This is a genomic window from Chromatiales bacterium (assembly GCA_014762505.1).
GTDB lineage: Bacteria > Pseudomonadota > Gammaproteobacteria > SpSt-1174 > SpSt-1174 > SpSt-1174.
Genome location: JABURS010000018.1, coordinates 1 through 14,985 on the forward strand (window position 1 = coordinate 1; position 14,985 = coordinate 14,985).

The window sequence follows — 14,985 nt, forward strand, 5'->3', positions numbered from 1 at the left end:
AACTCGCGACCCCAACCTTGGCAAGGTTGTGCTCTACCAACTGAGCTATTCCCGCTGCGTCAGTGGGGCGGAATGATACTGGCCACCCCGGACTTCGTCAACACTTTTGCAACATCACTGTGCAACCCGTCGAGGCTACTTCGCCTCGAAGCTGCGGACGGCCGCGCGCAGGTAGCTCAGCATGGACCACAGCGTGAGTGCGGCGGCAACGAACAGCGCCGCCAGGCCGATCTCGTAGACCGGGATACCCCACAGCGGGTACTCGAACAGCAGCAGGGTCAGGGCGATCATCTGCGCCGTGGTCTTCACCTTGCCGATGTAGGAGACGGCCACCCGGGCCCGCTGGCCGATCTCGGCCATCCATTCACGCAGGGCCGAGATGGCGATCTCGCGCCCGATGATGATGATGGCGGCCACCGCCAGCCAGACCGACCAGTTGCCATGCACCGCGTGGCTATGCTCCGTCACCATCACCAGCACCGCCGCCACGGTGAGCTTGTCGGCCACCGGATCGAGAAAGGCGCCAAAGTGGGACTCCTGGCCGAGGCGACGGGCCAGGTAGCCATCCAGCCAGTCCGTCACCCCGCCCAGGGCGAAGATCAGCGCGCTGGCCGGACCCGACCATTCCCAGGGCAAGTAGAATACCACCACGATCAGCGGGATCAGGGCGATGCGCAGATAGGTCAGTGCATTCGGGATGTTCATGCGGGCCATGGCGGCGTGGTGTCCGGGTCAGTCCTGTGAATGAAAGGTCTCGTAGATACGTCGTGCCAGCTCATGGCTGATACCCGGCACCTTGGCCAGTTCCTCGGCGCTGGCGGCGCTCACGCCACGCTGCCCACCGAAGTGCTTGAGCAGCGTCTGGCGACGCTTCGGCCCCAGCCCCGGGATGCCTTCCAGCGGCGAGGTCGTTCGCGCCTTCGCGCGACGCTGGCGGTGGCCCGTGATGGCGAAGCGATGCGCCTCGTCGCGGATCTGCTGCACGAGATGCAGTGCCGGGGAGTTCGCCGGCAGTATAGTGGGCACCGCGGAGTCGCTCAATACGAGGGTCTCGAGACCGGGTTTGCGGCCCTCCCCCTTCGCCACGCCGATGATGCTCACGCCCGTGATCTGCAGCTCCTCCAGCACCTCCCGCGCCTGGCGCACCTGGCCCTTGCCGCCGTCGATGAAGAGGATGTCCGGCAGGGGCGCCTCCCCTTCCTTCAGACGGCGATAGCGCCGGGTGAGCGCCTGGCGCATGGCGGCATAGTCGTCGCCGGGCTCGATGCCCTCGATATTGAAGCGGCGGTAGTCCGACTTCTTCGGCCCCTCGCCATCGAACACCACGCAGGATGCCACGGTGGCCTCGCCCTGGGTGTGACTGATATCGAAACACTCCAGTCGCGACGGGATGCCATCCAGGTCCAGCTCCTCCTGCAGGGCCTCGAAGCGCTGCTGCATGCCCGCCCGCGAGGCCAGGCGCGAATCCAGGGCATGTGCGACGTTGCGCCGGGCGAGTGCCACCCAGCGCGCGCGATCACCGCGCAGGCTGTGCGAGATCGTGACCTTGCGCCCCCGGCGCAGGGCCAGCATCTCCTCCAGCACGACCCCATCCTCCGGGGCATGCGAGACCAGGATCTCGCCCGGCACCTCGCGCGTGAGGTAGTACTGGCCGATGAAGGCCGCCAGCACCTGCCCCTCGTCCAGCTCGTCCGTGGCGCTGGGGAAGAAGCTCTTGTTGCCGAGGTTGTGCCCGCCACGCACGGAAAAGGCCTGCACGCAGGCCAGCCCGCTGCGGATCTCGCAGGCCAGGATGTCGAAGTCCCCCTGCCCGCCCGATACGTACTGCTTCTCCGAGATCTGGCGCAGGGCCTCGATCTGGTCGCGATACTGCGCCGCCTGTTCATAGTCCAGGCGCGCGGCGGCCTCCTCCATGTGGCGCACCAGGTCACCAATGACCTTCTCGCTCTTGCCCTCCAGGAACTGGATGGCGTGCTCGATATCTTCGTGATACCGCGCTTCGCTGATGTAGCCGACGCAGGGCGCGGTGCAACGCTTGATCTGGTATTGCAGGCAGGGACGGGAGCGGTTGCGGAAGAAGCTGTCCTCGCACTGGCGCACGCGGAACAGCTTCTGCAGCAGGTTCAGCGTCTCGCGCACCGCCCCGGCACTGGGATAGGGACCGAAGTAGCGCCCGGGCTGGCGCCGCGCGCCACGGTGGAACCCAAGCCGCGGAAAGGCATCCTGGGTGGCCACGAAGATATAGGGATAGCTCTTGTCGTCGCGCAGCAGCACGTTGTAGCGCGGGCGATGCTCCTTGATCAGGTTGTTCTCGAGCAGCAGCGCCTCGGCCTCGGTATTGGTGACCGTGACCTCGATGTTGCAGACCTGGCGCACCATGGAGGCGATGCGCGGGCTCAGCTGGGCCGACTCGCGAAAATAGGAAGACACCCGCTTGCGCAGGTCCTTGGCCTTGCCCACGTAAAGCACCTGACCCGCCTCGCCCATCATGCGGTAGACGCCGGGGCGATGGGTCAGGTGGCGCAGAAAGGCCTGGGGATCGAAGGCGGCCGGGGCGCTCATCGGCGTGCGGGCAGTAGCTCGCGGATACGCGCAAACACAGCGTGGAACATGTCCTCGGTGAGACGCCGGGTCTGGGTGTTGTAGCGACTGCAGTGGTAGGAATCGACGAGCTGCAGACCGTTTGGCAGCACATGCTCCGCCCCATGCCCGAAGCGGTAACCGCCCTGCTTCAGCCCCAGTGCGCGCAGCACGGCATTGTGGGCGATGGTGCCCAGGGCCAGCACCACCGACCCGGTTGCCAGCGTATCCAGCTCCGCAGCGAGGTAGTCGTTGCAGCTGCGGATCTCGGCGGTGGTGGGCTTGTTCTCGGGAGGGAGGCACTTCACCGCGTTGGTGATGCGGCAATCGATGAGCCGCAGGCCGTCGTCCGCTGCGCGCGACTCGGGGGCCGAACCGAAGCCGAAGCGGTGCAGGGTGTCGTAGAGCAGGATGCCGGCGTAGTCACCGGTAAAGGGGCGGCCGGTCGCGTTGGCGCCGTGCATGCCCGGGGCCAGGCCGACGATGAGCAGGCGCGCACGCCCGTCGCCGAAGGGGGCAACCGGGGCGCAGTGGTAGTCGGGGTGCCTGGCCTGAACCTCACGCAGAAAGCCGGCGAGCCGCGGACAGCGCCGGCAGGATGGATCGAAGCTGGATGTCATGGGGCGATTCTATCCCAAGCGGGCGCGGCGCTCACCTGCGAGCGCCCGAGAAAACAGATGAGGTTTCGATTTTAACTATCTGATTAAAAAAGATCAGACATCGTGCTCGATGAGCCCGTGCTGGATGGCCAGTCGAATCATCTCGATGTCGCTCTTCACGTTGAGCTTGTCGTGCAGGCGGCTCTTGTAGGTGCTCACCGTCTTGGGGCTAAGGCAGAGCTTGTCGGAAATCACCTGCGGGCGATGCCCCTGGGTGATCATGAGCAGGATCTGCATCTCCCGCTGGGAGAGCCGGTCGAAGGGAGAATCGTCCGCCCCGGGCAGCATGGACAGGGCCAGCTGCTGGGCGATCTCGGGGCTGATGTGCTTGCCGCCACCATGGACGCTCTTGATGGCCTTGATCATCTCGTCGATGTGGCAGCCCTTGGTGAGATAGCCCGATGCCCCCGCCTCCAGCAGGCGGCGCGGAAACGGGCCCTCGGCATGGACGGTGACGACGATGATCCGCGGCGCGCCCTCGTGCAGCAGGATGCGCCGGATCGCCTCCAGCCCGCCGATGCCCGGCATGTTCACGTCCATGAGCAAGACGTCGGGCTTGAGCGCTCGCACCGCCTCGATGGCCGCCTCGCCACTGTCGGCCTCGCCGACGACCTCGATCCCGTCGGAGTCCCTGCGATCCTCCAGCAGCCGACGGATACCGGTGCGCACGAGATCATGATCGTCCACGATGAGGACGCCAATCATAACCTACTCCCTGAGACCTGCCTTTGGCGTTATGTATGAAAAACCATGTCCGCCACACGATACCACGATTCAAGCGTGGCGCCCGGCAAACCACCCGATACGGCGCAAGCCCATCGGGCCGTTCTCATTTTACATGCCGGACGGGTTTCAGGTAGCCGTCGGGAGGAAACCCGTCCACCCGGCAGCCTCCTGCACAATGCAGGCCGGCGGCATTCTCAGGACACCCGACACCCCGGGGCCTGCTCACCCGCCGACTTGAGCCAGCCCGGCAGGACGCATCAACAAAAAAGGGCGGGGTATCGGCCGATACCCCGCCCCCGTCGTGGCTGGCGACAGACGCGCTGTGGCTTACTTGCGCACGCCCTCGATCGACAGAATGATCTCGGCCTCGCGCGACTTCGGGCCCAGCTCATAGTCGATGTTGAAGTCCTTCAGCGCGATGCTGGTGTTGCCCTGGAAGCCGGTGCGATAGCCGCCCCAGGGGTCCTCGCCCTCGCCGACGTGAGTGACGTCGATGCGAACTTCGCGGGTCACGTCCTTCAGCGTCAGGTCGCCGGTCAGCACACCGGTGCCGTCGCCGTTGTCCTTGTAGGCGGTGCTGACGAAGCGCGCGGTCGGGTACTTGCTCACGTCGAAGAAGTCCTTGCCGCGCAGGTGCTTGTCGCGCTCGGCATGGTTGGAGTCGATGCTGGCCACGTCGATGGTCACGTCGATCTTCGACGCCTCGGGCCTCGAAGGGTCATAGGAGAACTCGCCCTCGAAGTCGTTGAAGCGGCCATACAGCCAGCTGTAGCCCAGGTGCTGGATACGGAACTGGATGAAGGCATGCGCGCCCTTGGTGTCGATCACGTAGTCGGCGGCCGTGGCCAGGCCCGGCACGGACACCGCGAGGGCAAGAACAGCGCCAATCAGGGATTTACGTATCATGCGTCTACTCCTTGGTGTTGTGAATGAAGCCGCTGTGAAGCTCAGGGCCGCAGCATGCGTCGCAGGGTGCGGTCCCTGTTGAAAAAGTGATGCTTGAGCGCCGCCAGGGCATGCAGCACGACCAGACCGATGAGTACCCAGGCCAGCCACAGGTGTACGACCCCCGCCACGTCCTCCTGGTTCTCGATGCCCGTGATCGTGGCCGGGACCTCGAACCAGCCAAACACCTCGATCGGCCGGCCATCGGCCGTGGAGATCAGGTAGCCCGCGAACATGATGGCGAACAGCAGGCTGTACAACGCCAGGTGCACCACGTGGGCGAGCCGGCGCTCCAGCGGCTTGCCGATCGGGGTCGGGTGGGGATTGACGAGGCGCCAGACCAGCCGCAGGAACACGGCGAGGAACAGCAGGATGCCCACCGACTTGTGGATGAAGGGCGCCGTCCGATACCAGTCGTCGTAGTAGGTCAGTTCCACCATCCACAGCCCCAGGGCGAACAGGCCGATCACGGCCAGCGCCACCAGCCAGTGCAGCAGGATGGCCACCAGGCCATAGCCGTCTGTCGAGTTGCGCCATTGCATACGGACCTCCCTTCGGGGCGACTCCCCAGTCTTCAATGGCCCCAGTATCTCTGTTGCGAATTGATATATAAATACCTAGTATTTGAAAAGTCTGTTGCTTTATAGAGAACAATTATGGATCGGCTCGAGGCGATGCGCAGCTTCGTCAAGGTGGTGGAGGCCGGCAGCGTCTCCGGGGCGGCCGACCGGCTGGGGGTGGCAAAATCCGCGGTCAGCCGGCGGCTGCGGGATCTCGAGGCCCACCTGGGGGCGGAGCTGGTCCGGCGCACCACCCGGCGACTGGCACTCACCGACAGTGGCCGCGCCTATTACGAGCGCTGCCGGCGCATCCTCGAGGACGTCAACGAGGCCGAGGAGGCCGTCTCCATCCAGCAGGGGCGTCTGGCCGGCCGGCTACGGGTCGCCGCCCCCCTCTCCTTCGGCCTGCAGCACCTGCAGCCCGCCATCATCGAGTTCATGCGCAGGCATCCGGACGTGCAGTTCGATCTCGACCTCAACGACCGCCAGGTCGACCTCATGACCGAGGGGCTGGACGTGGGGGTGCGCATCGCCGACCTGGCCGACTCCAGCCTGATGGCCCGCCGGCTGGCCCCGGTCCGCTCCCTGGTCTGCGCCAGCCCGGGCTACCTGGCCGAACGCGGCACGCCCGCCACGCCGGACGCGCTCGCCGATCACGACTGCCTGGTCTACACCAACCAGCCGGACCCCTTCCTGTGGCGTTACCAGGATGAAACGGGCAGGCCTGGCCACGTGGGCATCCATCCACGGCTGGCCGCGAACAACGGCGACCTCCTCTGCGAGGCCGCAGCAGCCGGCCAGGGCATCCTGCTCACCCCCACCTTCATCGCCTACCGCGACATCGCCGCAGGGCGCCTGCAGCCCATCCTCACCGGGCTGCGCTGGCCACGGATCAATGCCTACGCGCTCTACCCGCAGACCCGCCACCTCTCGGCACGTGTGCGCGCCTTCGTCGACTTCCTCGCCGAGCGCTTCGCGGGCGAACCCTACTGGGATACGGAAATCGGCCAGGCGGAAGATGGCCACGGGGACTAGCAGGCCTCCCGCTCGCCGCTCGGGCTAGAGGTGCGCCAGTGCCTTCTCGGCGCGCTCGTAACCGAGATCGATCATCTCGCGCGCACGATGAAAATCGAAGATGCCGCAGGCATTCACCGGGATCTCGATCAGCCCCTGCGGATCGTAGGCCGCCATGCGGAAACGGGTGATGCCGTTCTGCATGGTCTCGAGCGAGCGCGAGATGAGATCGAACATGTCATAGGACGGCTGCTGCTTGCCCTCGAAGCCGAGCTTCTGCTGAATGCCCTCGATAAACTCACCGATGGCCTTCTGGTAGGGGCCGGGCCGGGTGTCGTCCGAGAAACTGGCCGTGCTGTCCTCATCCATTCCCTCCTCCTCGCGACCGCTGAGACTGACCGCGATGGTGAGGTCGCCGCGCTCACGCAGCGTGGGCGCGATGGGCACGGGATTCACCAGGCCGCCATCGACCAGCGTGCGCCCATCGATCACCACCGGGGTGAAGACGGTGGGGATGGCCATGGAGGCGCGTATCGCATCGAACAATGACCCGCGGCTGAGCCAGACCTCCCGCCCCTTCTCCAGGTCGGTGGCAATGGCCGTGAAGGCGATCGGCAGGTCCTCGATGTTTGCCTCGCCGAGCATCTCGCGCAGCTCCTTCATCAGGCGGTCGCCGCTGAACAGGCCCGACCAGCTGAAGGCGAAGTCCAGCAGCTTGAACACGTCGCGCCGGGTCAGGGAGCAGACCCAGTCCTCGTAGAGATCGAGCTTGCCGGCCGCATAGATGCCGCCGACCACCGCCCCCATCGAACAGCCGGCGATGGAGGTGATGTCGAAGTCGCGGTTCTCCTCCAGCCAGCGGATCACGCCGATCTGCGCGAGCCCGCGGGCCCCGCCGCTGCCAAGTGCCAGGGCGACGTGTCTGGTCTTTCGCTTGCTCATGGGTTGGTCCCGCTGTCGGCACATGCCGCGCAACAGACTAGCGCAGACCCGCACACGAATAACAGGCCCGAAGGCGTCGGCTGTTTTCCGGGCAAAAAAAAGCCGAACCAGTTGGCTCGGCTTTTTGAGTATGGCGTCCCCACGGGGATGACGGGGTGCGTCCCTGCACCCCGCCCTGCGGGCTGCCGCTTCGCGGCGTGCCCGGCGGCTCCCGGCCGCCGGGTCGAACCCTGGGGTTCGCATCCCCGTGGTTCTGCTTTCTTTCGGGCAAAGAAAAAGCCGAACCAGTTGGCTCGGCTTTTTGAGTATGGCGTCCCCACGGGGATGACGGGGTGCGTCCCTGCACCCCGCCCTGCGGGCTGCCGCTTCGCGGCGTGCCCGGCGGCTCCCGGCCGCCGGGTCGAACCCTGGGGTTCGCATCCCCGTGGTTCTGCTTTCTTTCGGGCAAAGAAAAAGCCGAACCAGTTGGCTCGGCTTTTTGAGTATGGCGTCCCCACGGGGATTCGAACCCCGGTTACCGCCGTGAAAGGGCGGTGTCCTAGGCCTCTAGACGATGGGGACGCTGTCCTGCTTGTATCCCGCGCAGGCCTATTTGCGCGGTGTACCTATCAACAGTGTGGTGGTGAGCCCTGCGAAGGTCAGCAGGAACCCGACCGGGATGGTGGCGAGAAAGGGTTTTGCCAGTTCACTGGATCCGGTGAACATGAAGCCGAATCCAACGACAATACCCAGTACTGTGATGATGATTCCGGCTATCACGGCGAAACGCCCGAAGCGTAACATCATCGACCACCATCAAAACCAAAAAGTTGGTGGAGCTAGGCGGGATCGAACCGCCGACCTCTTGCATGCCATGCAAGCGCTCTCCCAGCTGAGCTATAGCCCCACACGGGAGCGCGCACTTTAAGGCAGTGCGCAGACCTTGTCAAGCACCCGACTGGCCATCCGTTACAGAATTTTTCTCAACGTATTCAATCGCCTTGGCGAGGCGCGCCAGGGTGCGTTCGCGACCCAGCAATTCCAGGGTGATGTCGATCGGCGGCGACACGCCGCCACCGCTCACCGCCACGCGCAGGGGCTGTGCAACCTTGCCCAGTTTCAGGTCGAGCTGCTCGCCGGTGGCGATCACCACCCCGTGGATCGGCTCGGCCCGCCACTCGCCCAGGGCCTCGAAACCGGCCCTGAGGGACTGCAGCACCGCCAGGGCCTCGCCCTTGAAGTTCTTCTGCGCCGCCTTCTCGTCGTAGGCATCGAAATCCGCCCAGAAGAAGCGGCTGGTCTCGGCCATCTCCACCAGGGTCTTCGAGCGTTCGGCCTGGCACTTCACCACCTCGGCCAGCGGCGGCTCACCGGCGGGGTCCACCCCCAGGTTGCCGACGTGCCAGCTGAGATGGCGGGCGACATGCTCGGGGTCGCTGTTCTTCAGATACTGCTGGTTGAGCCACAGCAGCTTTTCCGGATTGAAGGTGGAAGCCGAGCGGTTCACGTCCTTCAGATCGAAGAGCTCGATCATCTCGTCCAGCGTGAACACCTCCTGGTCGCCATGGGACCAGCCCAGACGCACCAGGTAGTTGATCAGCGCCTCGGGCAGAAAGCCCTCGTCGCGATACTGCATCACGCTCACCGCGCCATGCCGCTTGGACAGGCGCTTGCCGTCGGGGCCGAGGATCATCGGCACGTGGGCATAGTGCGGCAGCTCGGCGCCCAGGGCCTTGAGGATGTTGATCTGGCGCGGGGTGTTGTTGATGTGGTCGTCGCCGCGGATCACGTGGGTGATCTCCATGTCCCAGTCGTCGACCACCACGGTGAGGTTGTAGGTGGGCGTGCCGTCGCCGCGGGCGATGATGAGATCGTCCAGCTCCCTGTTCTGGAAGGCGATGCGCCCGCGGATCAGGTCGTCGAAGGCCACCTCCCCGTCCTGCGGGTTGCGGAAGCGCACCACCGGCTCCACGCCTTCGCGCGGCGTCTGACGGTCACGGCAGCGGCCGTCGTAGCGCGGCTTTTCCTTGCGCGCCATCTGCTCGGTGCGCATCTGCTCCAGCTCTTCCTTGCTGCAGTAGCAGTAATAGGCGTCCCCCTGGTCCAGCAGCTGCTGGATGACCTCCTTGTACCGGTCGAAGCGCTTGGTCTGGTAGAACGGACCCTCGTCGTACTCCAGGCCCATCCAGGTCATGCCCTCGAGAATGGCATTCACCGACTCCTGGGTGGAACGTTCGAGATCGGTGTCCTCGATGCGCAGGACGAAATCACCACCGTGCTTGCGGGCGAACAGCCAGGAGAACAGCGCGGTGCGGGCGCCGCCGATGTGCAGGTAGCCGGTGGGGCTGGGGGCGAAACGGGTACGTACTTTCATGGTCTCGGGATCAGGGTTTGCAGGGAAGCAGCAGTTTAGCAGAGGGGCGCACCCCGGTGCACCGCAACAGTGGCAAGCGGGGGCAGATGCTTTATCATTTCGCCATTCCCGGCGATGATGACGACATGAACTCAACCCAACGCATGGTCTGGCGCTCCTCCGCCTTCACCGACCCCGGCCGCAAACGGGCGCTCAACGAAGATGCCCTGTTCGAGAACGCCGAGCTGGGCGTCTGGGCGGTGGCCGACGGCATGGGCGGGCACAAGGCCGGCGACGTGGCCAGCCAGACCATCGTCGATTCCCTGCGCCGCTTTCGCGCCACCGACAGCCTGGCGGCACGCATCGACGCCCTGGAATCGCTGATCCTGGAGGCGAACGCCGATCTGCTGCATCACGTCGACCGCCCCTCGAGCAAGGACATCATGGGCTCCACCGTGGCCCTGCTGACCGTGTTCCCGCCACTGGGCATCCTGATGTGGGCCGGCGACAGTCGCATCTACCGCCTGCACCGGGACCGGCTGGAACGGCTCACCGAGGACCACACCATGGTCCACGAACTGGTCAAGCGCGGGCATCTCAGCGAAGAGGAGGCAGAGACACACCCCTCGGCCAATATCGTGCTGCGCGCAGTGGGGGGCGACGCCAATCTCAAGCTCGACCTGGAACAGGTGGAGATCGCCAGCGGCGACCGCTTCCTGCTGTGCTCGGACGGGCTCTACAAGGACGTCAGCGAGAAAAGGATCGAGTCACTCATGCGCATTCCGGATATCCACGAGTGCAATCACCGCCTGCGACAGGCCGCACTGGATGGCGGCGGCAGCGACAACATCACCTGCATCCTGGTCGACTTTCATCGCCGTGACGAGGCAGCCGGGGCATGAATGCGCCGCTCGTCATTCGTCGCCGGCAGACACCCCTGCGGGCGCTGGCCACCCGTTATGCCAACGAAGAAATCAGCCGGGAAGACTACCTGGTCGAGCGTCGGCGCCTGCTCAACTGCATCGAGCGCGAGCTACGCGCGTCCGCCGCTCCGGGGCGCGTCGGCCGGTCCTGCCAGCCCGAGGTCACCCCGGGCCAGGGCAACCGCTGGGTGGTGCTGCTCATCGCCGGCGTGATACTGATCTCGCTGCTACTGCTCTTGCGCTGAACGCCCTGCCCGGCTCAGGCCTCGCAGACGAATCCGATCTGCCCCTCCGGGCCCGCCTTGCGCTCACCGAGATAGACGGTGCCACTGCCCCAGAGATCCAGCTCCTGATGCTTGAGGAACACCTCCTTGCCGTTCTGGAAGCGCACGTAGCTGCCATTGCGGCTCTGATCGACCAGCACGAACTTTCCCTGGCGGTATTCGAAGCGCGCATGGAAGCGGGAGACGAGATTTCCCTCGGCGATGATGTCGGACTGGGGGCTGCGCCCGGCGATCATGGCGCTGGTCTTGGCCGAGACACGCCAGTCGCGGTCGCGATACGTCAGGCGCAACACCCCGCTGGCCAGCCCGCCCTGCTCGTGCGTATCGGCCAGGCTGCCGAAATCGTTCTGGTCGCAGACCAGCTCGTAGACCGCCTGGTCGTCCTGCGGGGACAGGCGTTCGGGCAGCTCATAGACCATCTGCCGAAAGACGGGCGACAGGTGCTCGGCCGTGTCCTCGGTGAGCAATATCTGCTTGCGACCAGCCAGCGCGGCGATCTGTGCGGCGCCGGTGAACACGGGGGCGCCAAAGGGGTCGTCCCCCAGGGGGATGACGCCAAAGTGCATCCCCATGCGGTACATCACCTGTGTCTGACCGATGCCCAGCGAGGTCTCGAACAGGCCCTGTATGTCGCAGGCGGCACGCACCGCTTCGTCCGGTGTGGGAAAACGCATCAAGAGGGTGTTGCCGCCCATGCGCAAGGGCTGACCGCCGTGGTGGCGACCGGTCTGCATCACGCGTTCCACGCAGGGGTCGTCCTGCGCGCCGACATTGGCAAGGTCCACGCCCGAATCGTTGACGCTGATCCGCTCACGCAGATCGATGGACATCACAACCCCTTCCAGCTGATCGACGGTCATGCGTTGGCCGGCTCCGGTCAGTACTTTCGTTCGAGTTCCATGACGGTATCGGACTTGCTCCAGTGCAGCCGGTCCAGGAAGGACAGCCCCAGCAGCACCTCGGAGGGGCTGCCGCCCTCGAGCACGATGGCGTCGACATTGGTCAGTTCGATGTCGCCCACCTTCACCCGGTCGAGTTTGACCTGGTAACCGGTCGTCACGCCGTTGGCCGTGGAGACACCGATCTGGCGGCCCGACTTGTAGTTCAGCCCGATGCTGCGGGCATGGCCGGAATTCATGGCCACCGAACTCGCCCCGGTGTCCACCAGGAAGTGGACCATGGTGCCGTTGATGAAGCCGTTCGTCTCGAACATGTTGCGCGTCGAACGGTAGATCTGATGTTTCTTGCCCGGTCCCGGTGCCGTGTAATTGGCACCGATATGGGTACCGAGCCGGTATTCCACCTGTTTGCCGTCGATCTCGAACACCGCCTTCTCACTGTCGGCATCGACGAGCATCACGCCCTGCGGACTGGTCTCGCCCCGGGACAGCACCATGCGCTCACCATCGATCTTGACCACGGCCTTGCCCGGGAACAGGCCCACCACCGTGATGTCGGCCGCCATCAGCGGCAGCACCAGGATCATGCCGACAAACAGGACCAACAGACGTTTCATGCCCCTCTCCTCACAGCTTCGCGCGGCATCCCGCCACCATCAGCCCGCAGCATAACTTGCCCAGCCCCAGGCGGCCAGTTGCAGGCCGGCCAGGGAGAAGAGTCCCGCGATCACGTCGTCGAGCATGATGCCGAGCCCGCCGTGCACGTGCCGGTCGAACCAGCGTATGGGCCAGGGCTTGACCGCGTCGAAGAACCGGAACAGGACAAAGCCCAGCAGCAGCCATGTCCACCCGGCCGGCGCGGCCAGCAGGGTGATCCACAGGCCGACGAACTCGTCCCAGACGATGCCCGGGTGATCGTGCACGCCCAGGCGCCGCGCCGATTCGCCGCACAACCACAACCCCAGCAGCGTCGCCAGCAACACCACCGCGAGATAGCCCCACCACGGCAGCGGCTCCATGAGCAGGTAGAGCGGGACGGCCGCGAGCGTCCCCCAGGTACCGGGGGCGGGCCGGATCAGGCCACTGCCGAAGCCGAAGGCGAGAAGATGCACCGGGTCGCGGAATATCTCGCGCGGCGTGACGGGGGGATAGCGCTTCATGGGCGGGGGTTCCCAAAGTGATCGTAACCGCGTCGCTCCGGCAGCCAGGGCTGCCCGTCGGCGCCCAGCACGCGGGTACCGGTCCCGGGCGTGATCCGGCCGATGCGGGTAATGGGGCAGCCGGCCGCGGAGGCCAGCCGCGCAATCGCCGCCTCCTGGCCGGAGGGGGCCGTGAACAGTAGCTCGTAGTCGTCGCCGGCCGCCAGGGGCAGGCGCCAGTCGGCCTGGCCGGCGGTCATGGCCGCGCGCATGGCGGACGACAGCGGCAGCTCATCGCGCTGCAGTTCGGCCCCCACCCCACTGCGTTCGAGCACGTGGCCGAGGTCGGCAAGCAGCCCGTCGGAGACATCGATGGCCGCCGTGGCAATACCCTGCAGCCCCTGCCCCACGGACAGGCGCGGCGTGGGCCGATGCAGGCGTCCGCGGCAATAGGCGGCATCGGCCGGCGGCAGCGCCAGCCCCTCGAGCTCGCAGGCAAGCCCCAGGCCGGCGTCGCCGAGGGTGCCGGTGACGTAGATCCCGTCGCCGGCGCGCGCGCCCTCCCGTCGCAGGGCCTGGCCCGCCGCCACCTCGCCGAGCAGCTGCAGGCTGAGGGTCAGCGGGCCGCGGGTGGTGTCCCCGCCCACCAGGCTCACGTCGTAGACGCTGCAGGCCTCGGCGAGCCCCCGGGCAAAGGCGGCCAGCCAGGCCTCGTCCGCCGACGGCAGGGTCAGGGCCAGGGTGGCCCAGCGCGGGGTGCCGCCCATGGCGGCGATGTCACTGAGGCTGACCGCGAGGGTCTTGTAGCCGATGTCGAGGGGGGTTGCGCTGTCGGGAAAGTGCACGCCCGCCACCAGGGTGTCCACGGTGACGAGCAGCTGGCAGCCGGGGCCGGGGTCGAGGATGGCGGTGTCGTCGCCGATGCCGAGCGAGACGCCCGCCCCCTGCCCCAGGGGGCGGAAGTAACGGTCGATGAGGTCGAATTCGGAGGCCATGACGCCGGCCCTAGCGACCGATCGAGACCTCGGTCTTGCGCAGTTCCTGGGCCAGCCGGTCGAGCACGCCGTTGACGAAGCGATGCGCCTGGTCGGCGCCGAACTTCTTGGTGAGCTCGATGGCCTCGTTGACCACCACGCGATACGGCACGTCCAGGCGATGCGCGAGCTCGTAGACGGCGATGCGCAGGATGGCCCGCTCCACCGGGTCCACCTCGGCCATGGTCTTGCGATCGATATAGGGCTCGACCGCCGCATCCAGCTCGGGCTGGCGCCCGGTGACCTCCAGCAGCAGTTCGCGGAAGTAGTCCGGATCGGCGCTTTCGATCTCCTCCTCGTCCTGGAACTGGGCGAGGATGTCCTTGGGGAGCTGGTCGGTGAGCTGCCACTGGTACAGGGCCTGCATCGCCAGGCGGCGCGACTTGCGCCGCGCGTGGATCAGCTTGTTGAGGTCCGGGTTGCTCAAGCTCAGCTACCCAGCTTCTTCAGCAGGCTGATCATCTCGATGGCGCCCATCGCACCCTCGGCGCCCTTGTTGCCGGCCTTGGTGCCGGCGCGCTCGATGGCCTGCTCGATGGTGTCGGTGGTGAGTACGGCGTTGATCACCGGGATGCCGGTGGCGAGCGCGACGGCGGACAGGCCCTTGGCGCTCTCGCCGGCGACGATGTCGAAATGCGGGGTGGCGCCGCGGATCACCGCACCCAGGGCGATGATGGCATCGTACTGGCCCTGCTTCGCCATGGCCTGCACGGCCAGCGGCAGTTCGAAGGCGCCGGGCACGCGCACCACGTCGATGGCGGTCTCATTGATGCCGTGACGCACCAGGGCATCGACGGCGCCGGCCAGCAGGCTCTCGACGATGAAACCGTTGAAGCGGGAGACGGCGATGCCGATGCGGGCCTGGCCGATGTTGAAGTCGCCTTCGATGGTCTTGTAACTGCTCATGAGCCTGTCCTGTTGGGTCTGTCCTGTTGATTCGGTTTTGGC

Annotated in this window: 18 protein-coding genes and 2 tRNA genes; 3 read left to right on the forward strand and 17 right to left on the reverse strand. The window is 66.0% G+C overall.

What is annotated here, in order from left to right; translation table 11 throughout:
- Positions 1-135: 135 nt before the first annotated feature.
- The 6 genes from pgsA to HUJ28_01275 form a co-directional block, all read right to left on the reverse strand.
- Positions 136-714 carry a CDP-diacylglycerol--glycerol-3-phosphate 3-phosphatidyltransferase gene (pgsA, locus tag HUJ28_01250; GenBank protein MBD3618086.1) on the reverse strand — a complete coding sequence of 193 codons (579 nt, stop codon included), beginning with the start codon at positions 712-714 and terminating at the stop codon, positions 136-138.
- Positions 715-732: 18 nt separating this feature from the next.
- A complete protein-coding gene (gene uvrC / locus HUJ28_01255) occupies positions 733-2,562 on the reverse strand; it encodes an excinuclease ABC subunit UvrC (GenBank protein ID MBD3618087.1) in 1,830 nt (609 codons plus the stop codon).
- On the reverse strand, positions 2,559-3,200 hold the full coding sequence (locus tag HUJ28_01260) for a uracil-DNA glycosylase (protein MBD3618088.1): 642 nt from the start codon (positions 3,198-3,200) through the stop codon (positions 2,559-2,561). The genes uvrC and HUJ28_01260 overlap by 4 nt, the downstream gene beginning before the upstream one ends.
- A 93-nt stretch (positions 3,201-3,293) precedes the next feature.
- Positions 3,294-3,944 (reverse strand): response regulator, encoded by a 651-nt coding sequence (locus HUJ28_01265; GenBank protein ID MBD3618089.1) that lies wholly within the window; start codon positions 3,942-3,944, stop codon positions 3,294-3,296.
- 348 nt (positions 3,945-4,292) lie between these two features.
- Positions 4,293-4,871: a YceI family protein gene (locus tag HUJ28_01270; GenBank protein MBD3618090.1), complete on the reverse strand. Its 579-nt coding sequence runs from the start codon at positions 4,869-4,871 to the stop codon at positions 4,293-4,295.
- A gap of 41 nt (positions 4,872-4,912) precedes the next feature.
- Positions 4,913-5,452 carry a cytochrome b gene (locus HUJ28_01275; GenBank protein MBD3618091.1) on the reverse strand — a complete coding sequence of 180 codons (540 nt, stop codon included), beginning with the start codon at positions 5,450-5,452 and terminating at the stop codon, positions 4,913-4,915.
- Positions 5,453-5,566: 114 nt separating this feature from the next.
- On the opposite strand from HUJ28_01275, the gene HUJ28_01280 reads away from it, so the two are divergent.
- Entirely contained in the window at positions 5,567-6,505 is a 939-nt protein-coding gene (locus HUJ28_01280) for a LysR family transcriptional regulator (GenBank protein MBD3618092.1), read from the forward strand.
- A gap of 24 nt (positions 6,506-6,529) precedes the next feature.
- On the opposite strand, the gene HUJ28_01285 is transcribed toward HUJ28_01280, so the two are convergent.
- The 5 genes from HUJ28_01285 to gltX form a co-directional block, all read right to left on the reverse strand.
- A complete protein-coding gene (locus tag HUJ28_01285) occupies positions 6,530-7,426 on the reverse strand; it encodes a patatin-like phospholipase family protein (GenBank protein MBD3618093.1) in 897 nt (298 codons plus the stop codon).
- A gap of 485 nt (positions 7,427-7,911) precedes the next feature.
- Positions 7,912-7,987 (reverse strand) — tRNA-Glu (locus tag HUJ28_01290).
- Between the two features lie 27 nt (positions 7,988-8,014).
- Positions 8,015-8,209 carry a hypothetical protein gene (locus tag HUJ28_01295; GenBank protein MBD3618094.1) on the reverse strand — a complete coding sequence of 65 codons (195 nt, stop codon included), beginning with the start codon at positions 8,207-8,209 and terminating at the stop codon, positions 8,015-8,017.
- A 27-nt stretch (positions 8,210-8,236) separates the two neighbouring features.
- Positions 8,237-8,312 (reverse strand) — tRNA-Ala (locus HUJ28_01300).
- A 39-nt stretch (positions 8,313-8,351) separates the two neighbouring features.
- On the reverse strand, positions 8,352-9,779 hold the full coding sequence (gltX, locus tag HUJ28_01305; GenBank protein MBD3618095.1) for a glutamate--tRNA ligase: 1,428 nt from the start codon (positions 9,777-9,779) through the stop codon (positions 8,352-8,354).
- 125 nt (positions 9,780-9,904) lie between these two features.
- Between gltX and HUJ28_01310 the strand changes: the two genes are divergently transcribed.
- Together HUJ28_01310 and HUJ28_01315 are read left to right on the forward strand one after the other, a co-directional pair.
- Entirely contained in the window at positions 9,905-10,660 is a 756-nt protein-coding gene (locus HUJ28_01310; GenBank protein MBD3618096.1) for a serine/threonine-protein phosphatase, read from the forward strand.
- On the forward strand, positions 10,657-10,926 hold the full coding sequence (locus HUJ28_01315) for a hypothetical protein (protein MBD3618097.1): 270 nt from the start codon (positions 10,657-10,659) through the stop codon (positions 10,924-10,926). The genes HUJ28_01310 and HUJ28_01315 overlap by 4 nt, the downstream gene beginning before the upstream one ends.
- Positions 10,927-10,940: 14 nt before the next feature.
- Here HUJ28_01315 and HUJ28_01320 read toward each other — a convergent pair whose 3' ends face one another.
- Genes HUJ28_01320 through ribE form a run of 6 tightly spaced genes read right to left on the reverse strand, consistent with a single transcriptional unit; the run spans position 10,941 to position 14,943 of the window.
- A complete protein-coding gene (locus HUJ28_01320) occupies positions 10,941-11,825 on the reverse strand; it encodes an FHA domain-containing protein (protein ID MBD3618098.1) in 885 nt (294 codons plus the stop codon).
- A gap of 17 nt (positions 11,826-11,842) precedes the next feature.
- On the reverse strand, positions 11,843-12,481 hold the full coding sequence (locus HUJ28_01325) for a TIGR02281 family clan AA aspartic protease (GenBank protein MBD3618099.1): 639 nt from the start codon (positions 12,479-12,481) through the stop codon (positions 11,843-11,845).
- 39 nt (positions 12,482-12,520) lie between these two features.
- Entirely contained in the window at positions 12,521-13,024 is a 504-nt protein-coding gene (locus HUJ28_01330; protein ID MBD3618100.1) for a phosphatidylglycerophosphatase A, read from the reverse strand.
- Positions 13,021-13,998, reverse strand: coding sequence for a thiamine-phosphate kinase (gene thiL, locus HUJ28_01335; GenBank protein MBD3618101.1), 978 nt, complete (start codon positions 13,996-13,998; stop codon positions 13,021-13,023). Before thiL ends, HUJ28_01330 begins: the two co-directional genes overlap by 4 nt.
- 10 nt (positions 13,999-14,008) lie before the next feature.
- Positions 14,009-14,464: a transcription antitermination factor NusB gene (gene nusB, locus HUJ28_01340; protein ID MBD3618102.1), complete on the reverse strand. Its 456-nt coding sequence runs from the start codon at positions 14,462-14,464 to the stop codon at positions 14,009-14,011.
- Between the two features lie 2 nt (positions 14,465-14,466).
- Positions 14,467-14,943: a 6,7-dimethyl-8-ribityllumazine synthase gene (ribE, locus tag HUJ28_01345; protein MBD3618103.1), complete on the reverse strand. Its 477-nt coding sequence runs from the start codon at positions 14,941-14,943 to the stop codon at positions 14,467-14,469.
- Positions 14,944-14,985 lie beyond the last annotated feature (42 nt).

Bases quoted from the DNA above. Each gene is read 5' to 3' on its own strand.
- pgsA (MBD3618086.1), bottom strand. From the start codon at position 714: ATGGCCCGCATGAACATCCCGAATGCACTGACCTATCTGCGCATCGCC.
- uvrC (MBD3618087.1), bottom strand. From the start codon at position 2,562: ATGAGCGCCCCGGCCGCCTTCGATCCCCAGGCCTTTCTGCGCCACCTG.
- HUJ28_01260 (MBD3618088.1), bottom strand. From the start codon at position 3,200: ATGACATCCAGCTTCGATCCATCCTGCCGGCGCTGTCCGCGGCTCGCC.
- HUJ28_01265 (MBD3618089.1), bottom strand. From the start codon at position 3,944: ATGATTGGCGTCCTCATCGTGGACGATCATGATCTCGTGCGCACCGGT.
- HUJ28_01270 (MBD3618090.1), bottom strand. From the start codon at position 4,871: ATGATACGTAAATCCCTGATTGGCGCTGTTCTTGCCCTCGCGGTGTCC.
- HUJ28_01275 (MBD3618091.1), bottom strand. From the start codon at position 5,452: ATGCAATGGCGCAACTCGACAGACGGCTATGGCCTGGTGGCCATCCTG.
- HUJ28_01280 (MBD3618092.1), top strand. From the start codon at position 5,567: ATGGATCGGCTCGAGGCGATGCGCAGCTTCGTCAAGGTGGTGGAGGCC.
- HUJ28_01285 (MBD3618093.1), bottom strand. From the start codon at position 7,426: ATGAGCAAGCGAAAGACCAGACACGTCGCCCTGGCACTTGGCAGCGGC.
- HUJ28_01295 (MBD3618094.1), bottom strand. From the start codon at position 8,209: ATGTTACGCTTCGGGCGTTTCGCCGTGATAGCCGGAATCATCATCACA.
- gltX (MBD3618095.1), bottom strand. From the start codon at position 9,779: ATGAAAGTACGTACCCGTTTCGCCCCCAGCCCCACCGGCTACCTGCAC.
- HUJ28_01310 (MBD3618096.1), top strand. From the start codon at position 9,905: ATGAACTCAACCCAACGCATGGTCTGGCGCTCCTCCGCCTTCACCGAC.
- HUJ28_01315 (MBD3618097.1), top strand. From the start codon at position 10,657: ATGAATGCGCCGCTCGTCATTCGTCGCCGGCAGACACCCCTGCGGGCG.
- HUJ28_01320 (MBD3618098.1), bottom strand. From the start codon at position 11,825: ATGACCGTCGATCAGCTGGAAGGGGTTGTGATGTCCATCGATCTGCGT.
- HUJ28_01325 (MBD3618099.1), bottom strand. From the start codon at position 12,481: ATGAAACGTCTGTTGGTCCTGTTTGTCGGCATGATCCTGGTGCTGCCG.
- HUJ28_01330 (MBD3618100.1), bottom strand. From the start codon at position 13,024: ATGAAGCGCTATCCCCCCGTCACGCCGCGCGAGATATTCCGCGACCCG.
- thiL (MBD3618101.1), bottom strand. From the start codon at position 13,998: ATGGCCTCCGAATTCGACCTCATCGACCGTTACTTCCGCCCCCTGGGG.
- ribE (MBD3618103.1), bottom strand. From the start codon at position 14,943: ATGAGCAGTTACAAGACCATCGAAGGCGACTTCAACATCGGCCAGGCC.